Origin of the sequence: Streptomyces sp. NRRL S-920, assembly GCF_000717945.1 — a bacterium.
GTDB lineage: Bacteria > Actinomycetota > Actinomycetes > Streptomycetales > Streptomycetaceae > Streptomyces > Streptomyces alboniger.
Map to the genome: position 1 here is coordinate 65,395 of NZ_JODF01000040.1, position 19,709 is coordinate 85,103.

Below are 19,709 nucleotides of genomic sequence, written 5' to 3' on the forward strand. Positions count from 1 at the left end.
CATCCAGTGGGGGGCATTACATGGCACTTTTCGGAAACGCGCACACCGTCGACCCGTCGAAGGCGCAGGGCGACTACGCGCGTCTACTCGGTCACGGTGAGCAGGTGCACGCCGCGTACCAGCTGATACGCGACACCATGCTGTTCACCGACCGTCGGCTGATCATGGTCGACAAGCAGGGCATAACCGGTAAGAAGGTCGAGTACCACTCGGTGCCGTACCGCAGCATCACGCACTTCGCCGTCGAGACGGCCGGGACTTTCGACCTGGACGCCGAGCTGAAGATCTGGATCTCCGGCAACCCGACGCCGCTCCAGAAGACGTTCACCAAGGGCGTCGACATCTACGAAGTGCAGGCGATCCTCACGCAGTTCGTCGCCCGCTAGGGCTGTCTCCGGGCGCCTCGTTGCATCGCGCCGCGCCGCTCCCTTCGGTCAGGGTCCCGTAGACCTTCGGCCGAAGGGTGCGCGGGCCCGGCCGTCCTTGGCCGTGCCCGGCCGTACTTGGCAGGCCGACGCCTTCCGTCGCCGTCGCGCATGTGTTTGCCTGGGGGCCGTTTCGGCTGTCTGGGGTGGGGGTTGTCGCGTGCGGAGGCTGTGGGGCATGGGGGTGGGCGCCGGGGTGCTGGCGGGCGCGCTGCTGCTGGGGGCGTGCGGCGATCCGGGCTCCGGTGGCGAGACGCGGGCCGCCGCGCCCGTGCCCAAGCGCCCCGGGCCAGCCGACGCCGGCCCGTCCGAACCGGGCCGCCCCGACACCGACCGTCTCGATGCCCGCTCCCCCGCCCCGTCCTCCACCCCTGCCACCCGGCACCGGAAAGCCCCGAAGGTGCTCTACCTCGGTGACTCCCTCGCCATGGAGAACCAGGACGTCCTCGGTGCCCAGTTGAAGGACGAACTCGGCGCCCGCTACCGCAGCGCGCCCTACTCGGGCACCACCCTGTGCGACTACCTCGACGGCACCGGCAAGGACTCCCTCGTCCCCGACCAGCACAAGGCCGCCGCCCTCGTCCGCGCCGAGCGGCCCGACTATGTAGTACTCCAGTTCTGGGGCAACGCGTGGGGCTACACGCCCTGCATGGACGGCATCACGTACGACAAGGCCCGCGAGAAGTACTTCGACCGGTACGCGGCGGGCGCGCGTGCGCTGGTCGGCCAGATCAACTCCGCCGGCGGGGCGGACCGGCCCCGCATCGTCTGGGTCCTCCAGGGCCCCGACCCCATCACCCCCGACCGCGTCCGCCGCGTCAACGGCCTCTACCGGGCGCAGGCCCGCGCCTCGAACGGCCTCGTCGCCGACGCGGGCCGCGCCGTGGCCCCGGCGTCCGCGCGGTACACGTGGACGGAGAAGCTGCCGTGTACCGCGTACGAGACGAAGAACCCCGCCTACTGCACGGAGCCCGGACGGGGGCGGACCGCTCTGCACCGGGGCGACGACTACCTGCACTTCTGTCTGGCGCCGACCACGGCCAAGTCCCGGCCGTGTCCGGTCCGTTCGCCGGGCATCCGGCGGATGGCGGCGGCGATCACGCGGGCGGTCGCCGACGCGTCGGCCTCGTAGCCCGTAACCCGTCATCCGGCATCCGGCATCCGTCTGCCGTGACCCGTTCGGAGTAGGCCCGGTCGCCTCCCCGCAGGGCCCGTCACACGCTGTGAGTCCTGACAGCGAGAGATGGGGTGGCCATGAGCGGCGCGACCACGCACCACGGCAAGCCGGATCACAGCAGGCCGGGCCACGGCGGCGACGAGGACGTGTGGACCACCGGCGGCACCCTGTTCGCGGGGGTCCTGATGCTGGTCAACGGGCTCCTCGGCGCGTTCGCGGGGATCGCGGGCATCGCCAAGGACGACGTCTACACGCGGATCGGCGACTACGTCTACAAGTTCAGCCTCACCGCGTGGGGCTGGATCCACCTGGTCCTCGGCATCGTCATCGTCGTCGTCGGCTGGGGCATCCTCAAGGGCGCGAGCTGGGCGAAGGCCACGGGCGTGGCGCTGGCGGCGCTGGGCATCGTGGCGCAGTTCCTGTGGCTGCCGTACACGCCGGTGTGGGCGTTCATCTCGATCGCGATCGGCGTCTTCGTCATCTGGGCGCTGTGCACGGACCGTCCCGACAGCGCGGGGCCCTGACGGGCGGTCTTGGGCGGCGTCCTTCCTGCGGGTGCGTCGTGGTCGCTCGCGCAGTTCCCCGCGCCCCTTGAGGGGCGCCCAGCCTCGGCCCCCTCAGAACGCGGCAGGACCGCCGTTCGCGGTGACCGTGTCGGCGGTCGCCCGGATGAACGCCCCCACGCGGGGGCCCGGCGTACCCGTCCGGTAGATCAGCGCCACCTCCGCCGCCGGAACATCCCGTAGGGGGACGAACGTCACGTCAGGACGTGAGTAGTACCGCTCGACGGAGGCGATCACCGGGGAGATCCCCCGCCCCGTCGCGATCAGCGTCATCAGCTCCTGGAACGACGCCACCGCCTGGCCGCGACGGATCTCCCGCCCACTGGGCGTACGCGGCGGGACGTGGAAGTCCCACCAGTACGCGGGCGCGCTGTTGACCACGCCGAAGAACGTCTCGCCCGCCATCTCCTCCAGGGACACCGACGTCCGGCCGGCGAGCGGGTGGCCGAGCGGCATCGCCAGGAGCCGGGGTTCCCTGATGACGACGGGCCCGACCGTCAGGTCCGGCTCCTGCACCGGCAGGCAGGTGAAGAGCAGGTCGATCTCGCCGCCGCGCAGCGCCCCCAGCGGGTCCTGGAACTGCGTCTCCCGCATCGTGACCTCGCACCCCGGGCAGCGCTCGCGGAACGTCGCGAGGACCGGCGCCGTCAGCGAACCCGCTCCCGAGCCGAGGAAGCCGACGTTCAGCACGCCCTCGACGCCCCGCGCGGAGTCCTTCGCGCGCGCCACGGCCGCCTCCATCTGAGCGTGCAGCGGCGCGACATCCTCGTACAGCTGCCGTCCCAGCGGTGACATCCGCACCACCCGGCTGGTGCGCTCGAAGAGCGGGGCGCCGATCTTGCGCTCCAGCTTCTTCAGCGTCTGGCTGACCCGCGCCTGGGAGAGCAGGAGCCGCTCGGCGGTGCGGCCGAAATGCAGCTCCTCGGCCAGCGTCAGGAAGGTCTCCAACTCCTGCCGTTCCATTGCGTACCCCCCTGTGACCTGCGTCGATAAGCGCTGCGCGCAGATCGTTTCACGGATCGTCGTTGATGAGCCATCGGGTTCGGCGGATCTTGGGGTTGTCGGTCCGGCACACCGCCGGGACGGCCCCCTCCTCCCAACTCCCTGGAGCCTTCGATGATTTCGCGTGCCCGTTTGTCCGTCGTCGCCGCCGCCTCCGCACTCGCCCTGACCGCCGGGGCCGCACTGACCGGTGCCCACGCCTCCCCGGCCGCACAGGACCGGGGCCCGGGGTGGTCCGCCGCCTGGGCGGCAGCCCCGCAGCGACCCAGCGCCGGTTTCGGCGCCAACTGGTCCGAGGCCGGATTCGACCGCCAGACCCTGCGCCAGGTCGTGCGCGTCACCGAGGGCGGCACCAGAGCCCGCATCCGGCTCTCCAACGCGTACGGGGCGTCGCCGCTGCGCGTCGAGAGCGCCACCGTCGCCCGGACGGAGAAGGGCGCGGCCGTGGAGAAGGGGTCGGTGCGGCGGCTCACCTTCGACGGGAGACGGTCCGTCACCATCCCTGCCGGCGGGCAACTATCCAGTGACGCGGCGGGATTGCGGCTCGACGCCTTCGAGTCGGTGACCGTCACCCTGCACTTCTCGGGCACGACCGGCCCCGCCACCTTCCACGCCCAGTCCTTCGCGACCAGCTACCGCGCGGAGGGCGACCACACCGCCGACCCGGGCGCCGAGGCCTTCGGCGCGTCGACGGAGTCCTGGTACTACCTCTCGGGCGTGGACGTCAGCGGCCCCCGGCCCGCCGAGCGGGACGGCGTCGTCCTCTTCGGTGACTCCATCACCGACGGCTTCGCCTCCTCCACCGACCGGAACCGCCGCTGGTCCGACGCCCTCGCCGAGCGCCTCGCCAAGGCGGGCCACCAGCGGCCCGTCCTCAACTCCGGCATAGGCGGCAACATGGTCCTCAACGACTCGGCCTGGTACGGCGAGAAGAGCGCCAACCGGTTCGCGCGGGACGCCCTCGACCTGCCCGGCGTCGGCACGGTCGTCGTCCTCGAAGGCGTCAACGACATCGGCTTCAGCGAGACCGACAAACCCACCTACAAGCCCGGCCCCGCCGTCTCTGCCCGCCAGCTCATCGACGGCCACCGCAAACTGATCCGCGAGGCCCGCGCCAAGGGCCTGAAGGTCGTCGGCGCGACACTGCTGCCGCTCGGCGGCTCCGACCACTACGGGCCGCGCGCCGCCGCCGTGAGCGACGAGTTCAACGCGTGGGTGCGCACGTCCGGCGAGTACGACGCGTACGTCGACTTCGACAAGGCCCTCGCCGACCCGGCCGACCCGGAGCGGATCGCCCCCGAGTACGACAGCGGCGACCACCTGCACCCGAACGAGGCCGGTTACCGGGCCATGGCCCGCGCGGTCGACCTGGAGCAGCTGTGAGGCCCGCCGCCGGCACCCCGGACCCGGCTCGCACATCGGCCCCGGCCCGCACGTCGGCCCTGGCCCGCGCGCCGAAGCGGCCGGGAGCGATGAGCCGCCGACAGCAGGTCGTCCTCGTCCTTCTGCTCGGCTCGCAGTTCATGGTCGCCGTGGACTTCTCCATCCTGAACGTCGCCCTCCCCGTCGTCGGGGAGGGGCTCGGCTTCCCTCTCGCCCGGCTCCAGTGGATCGCCACCTCCTTCGCCCTCGCCGCGGCCGGCTTCACGCTCCTCTTCGGGCGGATCGCCGACCTCTTCGGGCGCAAGCGGCTCTTCATCGGCGGGATGGCTCTTCTCGGCCTGTCGTCGGCCCTCGGCGGGCTCGCCACCACTCCGGAAGTCCTGTTGGCGGCCCGGGTGTTGCAGGGGCTCGCCACCGCGGCCGTCACCCCGGCGGGGCTCTCGCTACTCACCACGGCGTTCCGCGAGGGGCCCCAGCGGGACCGGGCGCTCGGGCTCAACGGAGCGCTCATGTCCGCCGGTTTCACGACGGGGGCGCTCCTCGGCGGGCTCCTCACGGACCTGCTCTCCTGGCGCTGGGCGTTCCTCATCAACGTGCCGGTCGCCGCGGCCGTCGTCGCCCTCGCGCCCGCGCTGCTCACCGACTCCCGGATCGTGTGCAGGCACCGCCTGGACGTGCCGGGCGCGGTGACGGTCACGGGCGGTCTGCTCGCCCTCGTGTACGGGCTGACGCGGGCGGGCGAGAGCGGCTGGGGCGACCCGGTGGCGCTCACCGCGCTGGTGGCGGGCGCGGCCCTGCTCCTCGCCTTCCGGGGCGTGGAACGGCGATCGGCGGCGCCCCTGGTCCCCGTACGCATCATGCGGCGCCGCACGGTGGTCTGGGGCAACGCGGCCGGGCTCATCGCCTTCGCCACGGAGACCTCGCTGGTGTTCCTCCTGACGCTCTACCTCCAGGAGGTGCTCGGCTACTCGGCGCTCGCGACCGGACTCGCGTTCGGCGTGCTCGGCCTCGGCACGGTGCTCGGCGGGATGCTGGGCGGCCGAGTGGTGAGCCGGTTCGGGGGCCGCGCCACGATCCTCGGCGGCGGCGCCGTGCAGGCCGCCGCCACGGCCTCCCTCGTCGCGCTCGGCACCTCGGGGGGCTGGATCTGGCTGGTACTCGCCGCGGCCTTCGTCGGCGGCGTCGGCAACATGCTGCTGATCGTCGCCTTCATGGTGACCGCCACGTCCGGCCTGCCCGACTCCGAACAGGGCCTCGCGACCGGGCTCGCCACGATGACCCAGCAGGTCGGCATCACCCTCGGCATCCCGGTGATGAGCGCGATCGTGGCGGCCCGGACGGGGGCGGGCGCGGGCGCCGCCCCGGAGGCGGTGCTGTCCGGGGTAAGCGTGGCGTTCGCCGTCAACTCGGCGCTGGTGCTGGCCGCTTCACTGCTCGCGGCGCACCGGTTGGGGGGCGGGGGCCGGGCCCGGGGCCGGGGGGCTCACTCGGTGGTGTAGTACCGGTAGAAGGTCACCGCGAAGACGCCCCCGGCGATCAACAGGGCCATGACCGTGGACCGCAGCACGCTCGCCCCGGCCAGGCTGTAGAGGAACCCGAAGGTAACCCCCGCGAACGCCGCCCAGGACAGGGCGCGCAGCTCGCGGGGGAGCGCGGGCGCCATCCGGTGCACGGCCAGCATGAGGGCGGCGAAGAGGAGCCCGGTGACCACGCCGAACAGGACGTTGCCGGTGGTGATCGGTCCGCCGTCGCGCCGGATCGCGCAGGCCCAGAGGCCGTAGACGACGCCCATCAGCAGAGCGAGGCCCGCCCAGCGGGCGGCGGGGGTCGAGGCCGCCCTTGAGCGGGGCGTGGCGGGTCCGGAGCGCCTGGAGGGCCTGGAGTGCCTGGAGTGGACGGGTGCGGCGTGTGCCATGGCTGGTCCCCTTCCGTGCGGTCGAGCAGTCGTACGGTCGAGCATTCGTACGGTCATGCAGGCGGCGGTCAGTAGTCAGTGGTCGCGGCTCAGGTGCGGTCAGTGGTTGTGCGCGGCGCACGGGTCGTGGTGGCAGTCCCGGTCACGCCACTGGGGGCACGGGTCGGCGGAGGTGCAGCTCGGCACATGGCGGCCGCCGGTGTCGACGTACGCCGCGCTCACCCAGCCGCGGACGCCGCTCAGCCAGTACCAGTGCGGATCGCCGTGGACAGCGGTGCCGTGCGTGACGCATTCGACGCGGTCCTGACTGCCGTGCGGCAGCTTCGCGACGATCTCGCCCCTGGTGGTCGGCTGGTCCCTGACCTTCAGATCGGGACCGGAGACGACAGTGCCCCAGATGACCGAGCCGTCGTTGCCGACGGGCGTGGACGCGGTAGCGCTCGCGGTGGCGGCGGATCCGGCGGTGAGCACGGCTGCCGCGCACGCCGCCCCCAGGGTCAGAGCGATTCGCATGATCGGCCTCCTCGTTCCCTCATCCAGGAAACACCCGTTCGGCCGAGCGCTCCACCGGAGCCACCGGGGCCACCGGAGTCCTCCGAAGCCGGGCAGGGGCCTGCGGCGCCCCGCACCGATGAGTTTCGGCCGCGCGACCGGTCTGTACCCCCGACGACACTCCTTGCGAGAGGGCGGACGGACATGAGCACCCTGGCCATCGAGACCGCGGGTCTGGTCAAGACCTTCGGCGACAACCGCGCGGTCGACGGCATCGACCTCACCGTCCGGGCCGGCACGGTCTACGGCGTACTCGGGCCGAACGGCGCGGGCAAGACCACGGCGGTCAGGATGCTCGCCACGCTCCTGCGTCCCGACGGCGGCGAGGCGCACGTCTTCGGCCACGACGTGGTGCGGGAGGCCGACGCCGTACGCGGCCTGGTCAGCCTCACCGGGCAGTACGCGTCGGTCGACGAGGACCTGACCGGCCTGGAGAACCTGATCCTGCTGGGCCGCCTCACCGGCCACACCAAGAAGGCGGCGCGCGCCCGTGCCGGACAGCTCCTGGAGGCGTTCGGCCTGACCGAGGCGGCCGGTCGGCAGGTGAAGAACTACTCCGGCGGCATGCGGCGGCGCATCGACATCGCCGCGTCCATTCTCAACACCCCCGACCTGCTCTTCCTGGACGAGCCGACGACCGGCCTCGACCCGCGCAGCCGCAACCAGGTCTGGGACATCGTGCGCGCGGTCGTCGCCCACGGCACGACGGTCCTGCTCACCACCCAGTACCTCGACGAGGCCGACCAGTTGGCCGCCCGCATCGCGGTCATCGACAAGGGCAAGGTGATCGCCGAGGGCACCAAGGGCGAGCTGAAGGCGTCGGTCGGCGCGGGCTCGGTGCATGTGCGGCTGCGGGAGGCCGCGCGGCGCGAGGACGCGGCGCGGCTGCTCGGCGCGGTGCTCGACGCGCAGATCCAGCTGGAGCCCGACCCCGTCGCGCTGACGGCCCGCGTCGGCACGGACGGCGGCGCCCGCGACGGCCGCGGCGCCGCAGAGCAGGCCTCGCGCGCGCTGGCCGAGCTGGCCCACGCCGGCATCACCGTCGACAACTTCGCGCTGGGCCAGCCGAGCCTGGACGAGGTCTTCCTCGCCCTGACGGGTGCGGACGCCGGCCACCGCGCCCCCACGACCGACGCGCAGAAGGACTCCCAGAAGGACATGCAGAAGGACTCGCAGAAGGAGGCCGCGGCATGAGCACCACCGCCCCCGCCGAGACCCAGGACCTCGCGCCCGTCAGGACCGAGTCCCTCGCCGAACTCCTCATCGCCACCGAGCGGCCGCCCCGGCCCAGCGCGCTCTCCGCCTGCCTCACCTTCGGCTGGCGCGCGATGCTGAAGATCAAGCACGTACCGGAGCAGCTGTTCGACGTCACGGCCTTTCCGATCATGATGGTGCTGATGTACACGTACCTGTTCGGGGGCGCGCTGGCCGGGTCGCCGCAGGAGTACATCCAGTACCTGCTGCCGGGCATCCTGGTGATGTCCGTCGTCATGATCACGATGTATACGGGCGTCTCGGTCAACACCGACATCGAGAAGGGCGTCTTCGACCGCTTCCGTACGCTGCCGATCTGGCGTCCCTCGACGATGGTCGGCTACCTCCTCGGCGACGCCCTGCGCTATGCCATCGCCTCCGTCGTCATCCTGACCGTCGGCCTGATCATGGGCTTCCGCCCCGACGGCGGCCCGCTCGGCGTGGTCGGCGGCATCGCGGTGCTGCTCGTCTTCTCCTTCGCGTTCTCCTGGATCTGGACGATGTTCGGGCTGCTGCTGCGCACGGAGAAGTCAGTGATGGGCGTCAGCATGATGGTGATCTTCCCGCTGACGTTCCTCAGCGACATCTTCGTGAAGCCCGAGACGATGCCGGGCTGGCTCCAGGCCTTCGTCAACAACAACCCCATCACCCATGTCTCCTCGGCGGTCCGCGCCCTGATGGACGGCACGTCGCCGACGACGGAGCTGACGTGGACGCTGGGGTGGGTGGTGCTGCTGGTGGGGGTGTTCGGGCCGGTGACGATGCGGTTGTACAACCGCAAGTAGCGGGTGCCGCGCCCCCTGGCCCGCTCTGCCTCCGCTCGGCCGGCTCGACATGGCTCGGCTGACTGGCTCGACATGGCTCGGCTCGGCTGCTCTGTCGGCTGATCTCTTTGCCCCATATGCAGTCGCCCCGCTCGCGTCCCGTGCGAGCGGGGCCTTGCCTGGGATGCGTGCCCCGCAGCGTCCGCAGCACCCTGTCCGCCGTTCTCCTGGTCCTGGCCTGCCTCCTCGTGCCCCTCGGCGCGCTCTCCACCTGGTCGCGGTACGAGATCGGGGACGCGGACAACTACGTCGCCACGATGGCGCCGCTGGCCTCCGACCCCGCGGTGCGGTCGGCCGTGGCGGACGCGGTCACCGGCGCGGTCATGGAGGAGATCGACGTGGGGCCCTTGCAGGGGGCGGTGGAGTCCTTCGTACGGGACGCGGCGGGGTCCTTCACGGAGACGGCGGCGTACAAGACCGCCTGGAACGCGGCGAACCGGGCGGCGCACGACGCTGTGCAGCGGGCCTTGAGCGACGACTCCGACGGGGCGGTCACCATCGATCTCGCGCCGATCACTCAGCGGATCAAGCAGCAACTGTCCGACGACGGGGTGCCGTTCGCCTCCAAGATCCCCGTTGAGCACACGGAGGTCACGGTCATGCGGTCCAAGGACCTGGGGTGGCTGCGGCAGGTCATCCAGCTGCTCCAGTCGGCGGGGCTGTGGCTGCCTGTGGCGGCGGTGGTGTGTGCGGTGGGCGGGGTTCTCGCCGCGGTTCGCCGGCGGCGGGCGGTGGTGGTGGCGGGGCTGGGGATCGCTCTGGCGGCGGGCCTGCTCCTGTGTGCCGTGGCGGTCGGCCGGGCGCTCACCCTCTCCGACCTCCCGCCGGACATTTCCCGCGGGGCGGTGGGGTCCGTCTACGACGCGTTGACGGAGTCGTTGTGGGTGGCGGGGTGGGTGGTGCTGGGGGCAGGTGCGCTGCTGTCCCTGGGCGCTCGCCTAGCACCCCGGTGCGGTTGGCCAACGCCCCCTCGCGCAGTTCCCCGCGCCCCTGAGGAGCTTGTTCTATAGCTGCGGGTCCGTCGTGCTTACTCGCGCAGTTCCCCGCGCCCCTGAGGGGCCCGTCCCGAAGCGCGGGTCCGTCGTGCTTGCTCGCGCCGTTCCCCGCGCCCCTAAAGGGGCACGTATTGCGACTGCGGGTCGGACGTGGTTGCTCGCGCCGTTCCCCGCGCCCCTTACGGGGCGCCTCGTCAGCGTCCCCGCCAGGGCCCCGTAGGGGCGCGGGGAACTGCGCGACCAGCCACGACACACCCGCAGACAACCACCAAACAGAACGCCCCGTCAGGGGCGCGGGGGGCGCGGGGAACTGCGCGACCAGCCACCACCCACCCGCACACGCAACCCCGAAGCACCACTCCCTCGTCCCTAGGACTAGGAAAGGATCTGCCACGACATTCGACCAACGCGACCCCGCGAGAACAAGCGAGAGGCCCCCGCCTTGGACAGCGTGACCACCACCCCGCCCACCAAGCCGGAGGCAGAAGCAGGGACGCCCACGCGAGGGAGAAGAAGGAGGCGAGGCACCGCGTGGAGCGGTGGAATCCTGCTGGCCGGCGTCAGCGCCGTCCTGGCCTTCCGCCTCGCCGACTCCGACGGCCCCACCCCCGTACCGCAACTCCTCGCCTTCCTGCCCTGGCTCCTCCTGCCCACCGCCACCGCACTCCTGCTGACCGTCCTCGCCCGCTGGCGCACCGGCATGGTGTGGGGCGTCGCCGCCCTGGGCCTCCTCGCCTGGTACATGGAGCCCTACGGCAACACCGACGCCCCGAAGGGAAGGGCCGTCGCCGAGCTGCGCGTCATGACGTCCAACGTCGAGTACGGCCGGGAGACGGCGGGGCTGCTCCGCGCCGTCCGCGAGGAGCGGCCCGACCTGCTCTTCGTGGAGGAGTGCGACCACGCCTGCTCCGCGACCCTGCGCGAAGAGCTGCCCCGCGCCGCGTACCCCTACCGGGCGTCGGTCGACGCGTACGGCCCGGAGGGTTCCGTCCTCCTCTCCAGGGTCCCCCTCAAGCGCGCCCCCCGCATCGACGCCACCCTCGGCATGCCCGCGGCGGTGGCCGACGTGAAGGGGCACCCCGTGCGCGTCCAGCTCGCCCACCCCATGCCCCCGATGCCCCGCCAGGTCGGCCTGTGGCGCGAGGAGCTGGGGAAGCTCCGGGAGTACGCCGCCGCCGGCGAGGGGCGGTCCACGATCATCGCCGGTGACTTCAACGCCACCCAGGACCACGCCGCGTTCCGCTCCATCCTCGACGCGGGCCGCCTGCGCGACGCCGCCCGCCTCGACGGCTCCTCGCGCGCCCCCAGCTGGCCCACCGCCATGCCCTCGCCGCTCGGCGCGCAGATCGACCACGTCCTCGCGACGCCCGACTTCTCCGCCCGCGACGCCCGTTTCCTGGAGATCGGCGACACCGACCACCGGACACTCGTCGTCACGCTCACCCTGCACCGCCCCGAGAAGGAGAGCTGATCCCGCCCACCCGGCCGCCCCCGCCCTCCCGGGCACCCCGCGCAAAGCGGCGATAATGGGCACATGCCTCGTGAGACCCCCACCGCACCTCCGGTTCCACGCGGCCCCCGGCGCCCCCGCCCACTGACCCCACCGGACTGGCTGGTCAGGTCACTCAGGCCGCAGTCCGCGCCCGTCCCCTGGGCGGCCGTCGCGCGCGCCTCCCTCGCCATGGCGCTGCCGCTCGCCGTCGGCCTCCTCGCGGGACAGCCCACGTACGGCGCGCTCGCCTCCATGGGAGCGCTGTCCGGCGTCATCGGCGACACCGCCGACGCCTATCGCATGCGCGTCCTCAACATCGCCGTCCCGCAGCTCTTCGGCGCCCTAGGCGTCACCCTCGGCTCGCTCGTCTTCGGGCACGGCTGGGTGGCCGTCGGCGCGGTCACCTTCGTGGCGCTCGTCTCCGGGATGATGTCGACGATCGGGGCCGTCGCGTCCGTATCGGGACTGCTCCTGCTGCTCAACTGCGTGATCGGCGCGGGGCTTCCGATGCCCGGCCAGTGGTGGCTCGCCCCGGCCCTGATGACCGGCGGCGGCTTCCTCGTCCTCGCGCTCGGCCTGCTCGCCTGGCCGCTGCGGTCCGGCGTCCCCGAGCGCACCGCGGTCGCCGCCTCCTACCGCGCGGTGGCCGCGCTCCTCGACGCGGCGGGCACGGAGGCGTACGACGACGCGCGCGCCGCCGTGACCACCTCGCTGAACCAGAGCTACGACCTCGTCCTCGCCCGCCGCGCCCGCGACCACGGCCGCAACCCCGATCTGGTGCGCCTCGTCGCCCAGTTGAACGCCCTCACCCCGATCGTCGAGGCGGCCCCCGCCACCCACCTCGCCGCCCGCCACGCGCGCGTACGCCTCCCCGCCGAGGTCCCGGCGGCGGTGCGGTCCCTGGCACAGGCCGTGGAGCGGGGCGGGCAGGACACCACGGCCCTCCCGGTGCCCGGCGACGAGCCCGGTGACCACGCGGCCCGTGCCCTCGACCACGCCGTGCGGCACGCGGTGGAGACGCTGGGCGACACCGACCCGCTCGGCGTCATCGAGACCGACGACCGCCTCGGCCGGCCGGCCGCGCTGCGGGTGCGGGCCCGGCGCGCCGCCCGCAACGTCGTACTCTCCGGGGCGTCCTGGCGCTACGGCCTGCGGCTCGCGCTGTGCATCGGCGTCGCGCAGGCACTGGTCTCGCTGATCGACGTGCCCAGGTCGTACTGGGTCGCCCTCACCGTCACCTTCGTACTGAAGCCCGACTTCGGCTCGGTCTTCTCCCGCGCCGTCCTGCGCGCGCTCGGCACGGCCGCGGGCCTGGTGGTCGCGGCCGCCGTCCTCGCCGAGGTGCCGCACGGCTGGTGGGACGTGCCCGTGATGCTGCTGCTCGCCCCGCTCATCCCCGCGCTCACCACCCGCGGCTACGGCTATCAGACGGCGGCGATCACGCCCGTCATCCTGCTGCTCTCCGACATCCTCAACCACCAGGGCCTCGGCCTCGTCGTCCCGCGCCTGGTCGACAGCCTCATCGGCTGCGCCATCACGCTCGTCGCGGGGTATCTGCTGTGGCCCGAGAGCTGGGGGACGCGGATCGGCGACCGGCTCGCGGACGCGGTCGCGGACACCGCCGGGTACGTGGAGTGCGCGTTCGGCGCCACCGTCGAACCGGCCGCGCGGGCCCGCCTGCGGCGCCGTCTCTACCGCGACCTGTCGGTGATCCGCTCCGAGTTCCAGCGGGCCCTGACCGAGCCGCCGCCCACCGGAACGCGCGCCACCGCATGGTGGCCGCTGGTCGTCGCCGTCGAACGCATCCTGGACGCCACGACCGCCGCCCGCGTCCGCATCAAGCACGGGGCGCGGCCACCGGACCCCGCCGAGGTGGCGGAAGTGGCGCGTGAACTGCGGGAGTTGGCGGAGGGCCTACGCACCTCGGACGTACTGGAAGAGGTGCGCTCACACTTCACGGTCGGCCCCAAGGAGAGTGTCCTGGAACCGCTGCGCCAGGAGGTGGGAGCGGCACGAGCGATCGCGACCCCGAAGACGCCATAAGCGCCCCGCCGCTCCCTGACGACAGCTGAGCCCCCGCTAGCGCACCTTGTTCAACGCCTTGGCGAGCCCGCCGGCCCAGAGCTTCTCGACCTTCCCGCGCTCGGCCGCGTCCGGCTGCGCGTTCGTGCAGGAGGGGCCGGGCCCGCCGCCGGACATCAGCTGGCTGCACGGCCCGTCGTAGGTGTCCGGCAGCCCCAGCACGTGCCCGGTCTCGTGCGTGGTGACGCGCGTCGAGTCGTACTCCTTGTTCTGGGCGTAGTCCAGGAAGATGTAGCCCTTGCCGCGGCCGTCGGTGCTGGCGTACGAACCGCGCCGGTCATTGCCCTCGCGGTACGAGAAGCTGGCGCCGGAACTGCCCTGCTGGAGCTTCACGTTGGAGACCGCGGAGTTCCATATGGACGTGGAGGCGGCTATCTGCCGGGCGAAGGTGGGCGCTCCCGAGGCGTCGTAGACGACCGTCACGGACTTGGCGCCGGGGTTGGCCGCGCGCTTCTCGGCGACCGCCTTCACGACGGCTTCGAAGAACGCCTTGTTGGCCTTGGCCTCCCGCGCCGATCCCTCGTACGGGGCGTACGAGGATGCGGCGGACGCCGAGTTCGCGCCGAGGCCGGCGACGGTGAGACCGAGGACGGCCGCGACGGACAGGGATCGGGACAGGTTGCGCTTGCTCATGTGTGGGGGGCTCCCTACTCGTTCCAACGACCGTGGGGGGTCGATGAAAGATGAACTTTTCGGTGGCTGTGAGTCTCGGGGAGCCCGAGCCGCGCGGGGATGATGGCAACTCCCGATAGCGCGGGGCTATCACCCGGCCCCGACCTGCCCAGAACGGCTGGTTCTCATGGGGTTTGGGTGTCTGGTGCGGCAGCCGTACCGCCTCTACGCTCATCGACCATGGAGCTTGAGGTCAGGCACCTCCGCGCGCTGTGCGCCATCGCCGACGCCGGCAGCCTGCACAAGGCCGCTCGCCAGCTCGGCATGAGCCAGCCGTCGTTGACGACCCAGCTGCGGCGCATAGAGAACGCGCTCGGCGGCCAGCTCTTCTCCCGCGAACGCACCGGCTGCCGCCCCACACCGCTCGGCCGGATGGTCCTCAGCCGCGCCCGCCCCCTGGTCACGGAGATGCGCGCCCTGGTGGCCGAGACCAAGGCCGCCGCCGCGGGCTCGGGCGACGGGCCGCGGCTGCGCATCGGCTCCACGGCGAGCCGCGCCATACCGGGCTGGCTGCGCAGACTGCGGGTGCGCCTGCCGGGGACCGAGATCTCCCTCCAGATGGACGTGTCCGCCAACGCGCTGCTGCGCATGGCGGCCGCGGCGCAGCTCGACGTCGTGTTCGTGCACGAGGTCGAGGGCAGCCCGCTGCGGCTGCCCGAGTCGCTGCGAAGACGGGTCCTGCTCGACCGCGAGCCGCAGTTCGTCTCCCTCGCCGCGGACCATCCGGCGGCCGAGCGTCCCGTCGTACGCCTCGGCGACCTCGCGGCCGACCGCTGGATGGTCGACCCCACCGTCGACGGCGAGTGGGACGGCCTGCGCCGCGTCCTGTCCGCGGCCGGGCTCAACCCCACTGTCCTGCACGGCGATTACCTCACCGCGGCGTCCCTCGTCGCGACCGGCGAGGTCGTCACGCTCTGCCAGCCGACCTCGCGGGGCCGCGCCGACATGGCCGTACGCCCCCTCTTCGGCGACCCTCTCGGCGTACGGCTCCTGGTTGCGGCCCGCACGGAGGACGAACTGAACGCGGTCTACGGCGAGCTGGAGGCCGCCTACTGGGAGGCCGCGCGGCAGTCCGCCGCCTATACGGAGTGGCTCCTGCGGGCCGGCGACCCGCGAGGCGCCACCGGCGGGCCCTTGGTCCCCGCCACCCGGTGACCTTCGGCCACACCGCCCCCCACCTGCACTTTTACCCGTTTTACGGTACTGCGCCCAGGCATGAGGGCAGTTGTTACCTTTCCTACGGATGACGCACACATAGCGCCCGTAGCTTCATGGCCGTCGCCCCACAAAGGGGCACAGAGACGGACAACTCGAAGCTCGAACGACCAGTCACGAGGGGCCACTCATGCGCGCCACCCGCCGTATCCTCCGTACCGCCGCCATCGCCACCGGAGCCATCGCCGCTCTCGCCGTCCCCGCCACGGCCGCCTTCGCCGCGGACGCCCCCTCGCCCTCGCCCTCGCAGGACCGGACCGCGTCCGACGCGCGGGACGGGACGGATTCCGAGACCCCCGCGCCGCCCGGCAGCTGGGAGTCGAAGGGCACCACGGACCTCGGCCACGGCTGGTCCGCGAAGGTCGACGTCAACGTGTCCGCCCGTACCGCCAAGGCCGCGCTCTCCCTGAACGGCACCGCGAAGGGCTCGCTCACCGCGTACGAGAGGGCCGCGAGCACCACCGTCGACGGCAACACCTTCACCCTGACGCCCGACGGCACCCTCTCGATGTCGGCCAAGCCGGCCCCGCCCAAGCCGAAGCCGGAGCCGAAGCCGGATGCCAAGCGCGTCTACCAGACCACGGTGAAGCTGGCCGACGGCTCCCTCGCCAAGATCTACAAGCTCGGCCCGCACCACTACCAGGCCGACATCGTCGCCCACGGCAGCAGGCTCGACACCCTCGACGCCAACGGCAGGGCCGCCTATGGCCAGGACAACGGCCTGCACGTCGCCCTCAACCCCGATGGCACGATCAAGTCCTGGGTCGAGGGCAAGAACCACCACAACACCGGTACGAAGCCGGGGCCCCGGAACGGCTCCCACCAGGTCGTGCCGAAGGGGGGCGTCAAGGCGGGTGCCGAGGGGGTCACCCCGGATTCCGCCACCGACGCCCCGCTGGTCGCCGCGGGCGGCGGCATGGCCGCCCTGGGCGCGGGCGGCCTCGGCTTCGCGCTCTACCGCCGCAGGCAGAACGGCTGAGCCGAGCCCGGCCCGCGATCAGACACCGACGTCGATCAGACGCCGATGTCGCGGCCGTCCTTGCGCCACACCGAGACGACCGACGGCCGGACGATCCTGCCCGGCCCGTCGGGCCAGGCGCTCGCGGGCTTCTCCACGGACGCGCCGTCGACCTCGCCCGGGTGCTGCACGGCGACGACCACGCGCCGCTCCTGGACGAGCGGCCCGCAGGTCTCCGCACCCTTCGGCATGGTCAGGAACTGCTTCAGCTCGCCGCGCCGGTCACCCCGCGTGGCGACGCCGAACAGGCCGTCGTGGGAGCCGAGCTGATTGCCGTCGGTGGAGATCCACAGGTTGCCGTGCGGGTCGAAGGCCACGTTGTCCGGGCAGGAGATCGGCGAGACGCGGTCCTTGGGGAAGCCCGCGAAGTACGTCGAGGGGTCGTTCGGGTCACCGGCGACGAGGAAGAGCGACCAGGCGAACGTCGTGGCGTCCGCGCGGTTGCGGCGCTCGGTCAGTTCGAGGACCTGCCCGTGCTTGTTGAGGTTGCGGGGGTTGGCCTCGTCCACGCCCGGCTTGCCGGGCTTGCCGCGGTCGGAGTTGTTGGTGAGCGCCACGTACACCTTGCCGGTGTGCGGGGACGGCTCGATGTCCTCGGGCCGGTCCATCTTGGTGGCGCCGACCTTGTCGCCCGCGAGGCGCGTGAAGACGTACACCTCCTCGGCGGTCATGCCCTCGACGTGGCTGACGGCCTTCCCGCCGGGTCCGGCGGTGGCGAGCGGGATCCACTTGCCGCCGCCGTCGAACTCGCCGTCCTCCGGAAGGGTCCCCTTCCCGTCGATCTCGCTCGCGGGGGAGTCACCGGTGAGCTTGGCGACGTACAGCGTGCCCTCGTCGAGGAGCGTGAGGTTGTGCTCGTGCGCGGCACGCGACCTGCCCTTGGCGACGCGCTTGCTGCTGACGAACTTGTAGAAGTAGTCGAACTTCTCGTCGTCGCCCATGTAGACCACGGGCCTGCCGTCGTGCGTGAGGCGCGGCTGCGCGGCCTCGTGCTTGAAGCGGCCGAGCGCGGTGCGCTTGCGCGGGGTCGAGTCCGGGTCGTACGGGTCGAGTTCGACGACCCAGCCGAAGCGGTTCGCCTCGTTGGGCTCCTTGGCGAGATCGAAACGGTCGTCGAACCGCTCCCACTTCCGCTCCGACGCCTCACCCGCGACGCCGTACCGCTTCAGGCGGGCGGCGGCCGTCGGGTCGGTCACCTTCGCGGCGTTGGCGAAGTACTGGTTGAAGTTCTCCTCGCCGTGCAGCGTCGTGCCCCAGGGAGTGGTGCCGCCCGAGCAGTTGTTGAGCGTGCCGAGGACGGTGGTGCCGCGCGGATCGGCCTTCGTACGTACGAGGGGGCTGCCCGCGACCGGTCCCGCGAGGCGGAACCGGCTGGTGGCGGTGAGCCGCCGGTTGAGGTGGTGCCGGCTGACGGCGCGCAGGCCGCCGCCCTTGCGCTCGCCCTCCACCACGACGACGGACAGGCCGTGCGCCGCCCACGCGATCTCGACCTGCTCGCGGGTCGGGTTCTCGGGGTCGTACCCCTTGAACATCAGGATCTCGTCGGTGTACTCGTGGTTGGCCACGAGGACCTGGCGGCCGTGCTCGCCGTGCTCGCCGCGGAGGGGGAGCAGGGAGAGGAAGTCGTTGTTGTAACCGAACTGGCCGGCCTGCGCCTTGGCGGTCTGCTGGTCCGCGTCGAAGGCTGGCGCACCGCGCAGGATCGGTTCACCCCAGCGGATGACGACGTTCTGCTCGTAGCCGGTGGGGACGGTGACGGCGTCGGTGGTGTTCGGAGCGACGGGCGCGAAGCGCAGCCCGCGCGCCCCCTTGTCCTTCCCGCCCTTTCCGCCCTTGATCCCGTCGGGGGTGGCGGCGGCGGCCTCGCTCGCGCCGGGGCCCGCTATGACCGCGCTGCCCGCCGCGGCGGCGACCGTCACGACGGCGGCGGCGCGCATCATCGAACGGCGGCTGAGCGCACCGGCGATGACGTCGCCGACGTACTCGTTGTCGCTGGTGTTGGGCACCTCGTTGAAGCAGGCGTCACCGCAGCGGAAGCGGCAGGTCAGGGCGGAACGGCCGCCGCTCCCCTGATGCGAGGTGATGATCGGCAGCAGCTTGGGCACGGATCCTCCGTCGTCGTGGCGTGGCTTGGCGTGGCTTGATTCCGCCGTGACGTTAGGTGTGGGTTCCGGCAGGGCGGCGGCGTCCGGGTGAACGGCGGGTGAATCCGTGGCACATGGGAGGAAGTTGACCCGGAAGCGGCCGGGGATGGCTCGGCCGGGTGATGGGCGGCGACCCTGCCCAAGATCACCCAGGGCGGCGGCTAACCTTACGTGTCCGCCCTGGCCAGGGATTTCGGGAATCAACTCACGCGAAGGGTTGCGCACATGGGCATTCTGGATCGCCTGCGGAACGCGTTCGGACGGTCACGCAAGGAGAGCGTTCCTGAGGCGCGGGAGCCTGAGCGTGCGGCTGCGCCTGAACCGGAGCGGGAGTCCTCGGCGCCGGGCGCCGTCTCACTCCCCTCCCCGTCCCCGGAGCCGACGCCGCCCTCCAAGGCCTCCGTCCCGTCCCCGAGCCCGGAGCCCTCGCCTTCGGCGGTGAACGATTTGGTCGCGGCCGCGTTCGACAATGTCTCGGTACCGGGGCCTGCGGCGCGGGAGCGGAAGCCTGAGCCCGAGCTGGAGGCTGCCCCGAAGGAACTGCCTGCGGCGCGGGAGTCGAAGCCTGAGCGCGAGACTGAGCCTGAGCTGGGGGTTGCCCCGGAGGCCCGTCCAGAGGCCGAGGCGGCTGAGCCCGCCGTCGCGGAAGCCTCGGGCCAGGCCACCGCCTCTCCCGCCGCCGACGAAGTTGTGCCCACCCGTCCCGCCCTGCGGGACGCCTGCCCACAACAGGAGCAGACCCCCGCCGCTGAGGCTGCCACCGCTGACGCCGAAGGCGAGGCGCCCGCCACTGTGGGCAATCGTCCCGCTGGGCGGGACGGGTGGGCACAGCCCGAAGGCGCCGGAGCCGATGAAGCGACGTCAAGCACCACCCCCTCGGCGGAGCCGGAACCCACCGCGGAACCCGAAGCCCCCTCGGCAGAGCCGCACGCCCCCGCGGCAGAGCCGCACGCCCCCGCGGCGGAGCCCGAGGCCCCCTCGGCAGGGCCGGAAACC

The 19,709-nt window shown here is 72.4% G+C and carries 17 protein-coding genes; 12 read left to right on the forward strand and 5 right to left on the reverse strand.

The genetic code is table 11. The features are described from left to right. The first annotated feature begins 20 nt into the window (after positions 1-20). From IG54_RS0125605 to IG54_RS0125615, 3 genes are all read left to right on the forward strand, one after another. Entirely contained in the window at positions 21-386 is a 366-nt protein-coding gene (locus tag IG54_RS0125605; protein ID WP_030788999.1) for a PH domain-containing protein, read from the forward strand. Positions 387-603: 217 nt separating this feature from the next. After that, positions 604-1,557 carry an SGNH/GDSL hydrolase family protein gene (locus IG54_RS0125610; protein ID WP_234336347.1) on the forward strand — a complete coding sequence of 318 codons (954 nt, stop codon included), beginning with the start codon at positions 604-606 and terminating at the stop codon, positions 1,555-1,557. 122 nt (positions 1,558-1,679) lie between these two features. Beyond that, positions 1,680-2,126: a DUF7144 family membrane protein gene (locus IG54_RS0125615; RefSeq protein ID WP_030789005.1), complete on the forward strand. Its 447-nt coding sequence runs from the start codon at positions 1,680-1,682 to the stop codon at positions 2,124-2,126. Positions 2,127-2,219: 93 nt separating this feature from the next. On the opposite strand, the gene IG54_RS0125620 is transcribed toward IG54_RS0125615, so the two are convergent. Then, on the reverse strand, positions 2,220-3,128 hold the full coding sequence (locus IG54_RS0125620) for a LysR family transcriptional regulator (protein WP_030789008.1): 909 nt from the start codon (positions 3,126-3,128) through the stop codon (positions 2,220-2,222). 153 nt (positions 3,129-3,281) lie between these two features. Between IG54_RS0125620 and IG54_RS0125625 the strand changes: the two genes are divergently transcribed. Together IG54_RS0125625 and IG54_RS0125630 are read left to right on the forward strand one after the other, a co-directional pair. Continuing rightward, entirely contained in the window at positions 3,282-4,550 is a 1,269-nt protein-coding gene (locus IG54_RS0125625) for an SGNH/GDSL hydrolase family protein (RefSeq protein ID WP_030789011.1), read from the forward strand. Between the two features lie 89 nt (positions 4,551-4,639). Next, entirely contained in the window at positions 4,640-6,049 is a 1,410-nt protein-coding gene (locus IG54_RS0125630) for an MFS transporter (RefSeq protein WP_106977085.1), read from the forward strand. Here IG54_RS0125630 and IG54_RS0125635 read toward each other — a convergent pair. Then, a complete protein-coding gene (locus IG54_RS0125635; protein WP_030789017.1) occupies positions 6,034-6,465 on the reverse strand; it encodes a hypothetical protein in 432 nt (143 codons plus the stop codon). The two genes, IG54_RS0125630 and IG54_RS0125635, sit on opposite strands and share 16 nt — an antisense overlap. Before the next feature lie 99 nt (positions 6,466-6,564). Next, entirely contained in the window at positions 6,565-6,978 is a 414-nt protein-coding gene (locus IG54_RS0125640; protein WP_030789019.1) for an SH3 domain-containing protein, read from the reverse strand. Positions 6,979-7,161: 183 nt separating this feature from the next. On the opposite strand from IG54_RS0125640, the gene IG54_RS0125645 reads away from it, so the two are divergent. From IG54_RS0125645 to IG54_RS0125665, 5 genes are all read left to right on the forward strand, one after another. Beyond that, a complete protein-coding gene (locus IG54_RS0125645; RefSeq protein WP_037897677.1) occupies positions 7,162-8,211 on the forward strand; it encodes a daunorubicin resistance protein DrrA family ABC transporter ATP-binding protein in 1,050 nt (349 codons plus the stop codon). Further along, positions 8,208-9,056: an ABC transporter permease gene (locus IG54_RS0125650; RefSeq protein ID WP_030789025.1), complete on the forward strand. Its 849-nt coding sequence runs from the start codon at positions 8,208-8,210 to the stop codon at positions 9,054-9,056. The genes IG54_RS0125645 and IG54_RS0125650 overlap by 4 nt, the downstream gene beginning before the upstream one ends. A gap of 167 nt (positions 9,057-9,223) precedes the next feature. Then, positions 9,224-10,105: a hypothetical protein gene (locus IG54_RS41455; RefSeq protein ID WP_063756263.1), complete on the forward strand. Its 882-nt coding sequence runs from the start codon at positions 9,224-9,226 to the stop codon at positions 10,103-10,105. Between the two features lie 436 nt (positions 10,106-10,541). Further along, entirely contained in the window at positions 10,542-11,561 is a 1,020-nt protein-coding gene (locus IG54_RS0125660; protein ID WP_051819953.1) for an endonuclease/exonuclease/phosphatase family protein, read from the forward strand. A gap of 63 nt (positions 11,562-11,624) precedes the next feature. After that, positions 11,625-13,625 carry an FUSC family protein gene (locus IG54_RS0125665; protein ID WP_051819934.1) on the forward strand — a complete coding sequence of 667 codons (2,001 nt, stop codon included), beginning with the start codon at positions 11,625-11,627 and terminating at the stop codon, positions 13,623-13,625. 36 nt (positions 13,626-13,661) lie between these two features. Here IG54_RS0125665 and snpA read toward each other — a convergent pair whose 3' ends face one another. After that, positions 13,662-14,297: a snapalysin gene (snpA, locus tag IG54_RS0125670; protein WP_030789036.1), complete on the reverse strand. Its 636-nt coding sequence runs from the start codon at positions 14,295-14,297 to the stop codon at positions 13,662-13,664. 219 nt (positions 14,298-14,516) lie between these two features. Between snpA and IG54_RS0125675 the strand changes: the two genes are divergently transcribed. Further along, positions 14,517-15,491: a LysR family transcriptional regulator gene (locus IG54_RS0125675; protein ID WP_030789039.1), complete on the forward strand. Its 975-nt coding sequence runs from the start codon at positions 14,517-14,519 to the stop codon at positions 15,489-15,491. A gap of 190 nt (positions 15,492-15,681) precedes the next feature. Next, positions 15,682-16,530, forward strand: a complete 849-nt coding sequence (locus tag IG54_RS0125680; protein ID WP_030789042.1) for a hypothetical protein — start codon at positions 15,682-15,684, stop codon at positions 16,528-16,530. Between the two features lie 35 nt (positions 16,531-16,565). Here IG54_RS0125680 and IG54_RS0125685 read toward each other — a convergent pair whose 3' ends face one another. Then, the gene (locus tag IG54_RS0125685; protein ID WP_030789045.1) at positions 16,566-18,674 is read right to left on the reverse strand and encodes a PhoX family protein; all 2,109 of its coding nucleotides are present in this window, start codon (positions 18,672-18,674) and stop codon (positions 16,566-16,568) included. Between the last annotated feature and the right edge of the window lie 1,035 nt (positions 18,675-19,709).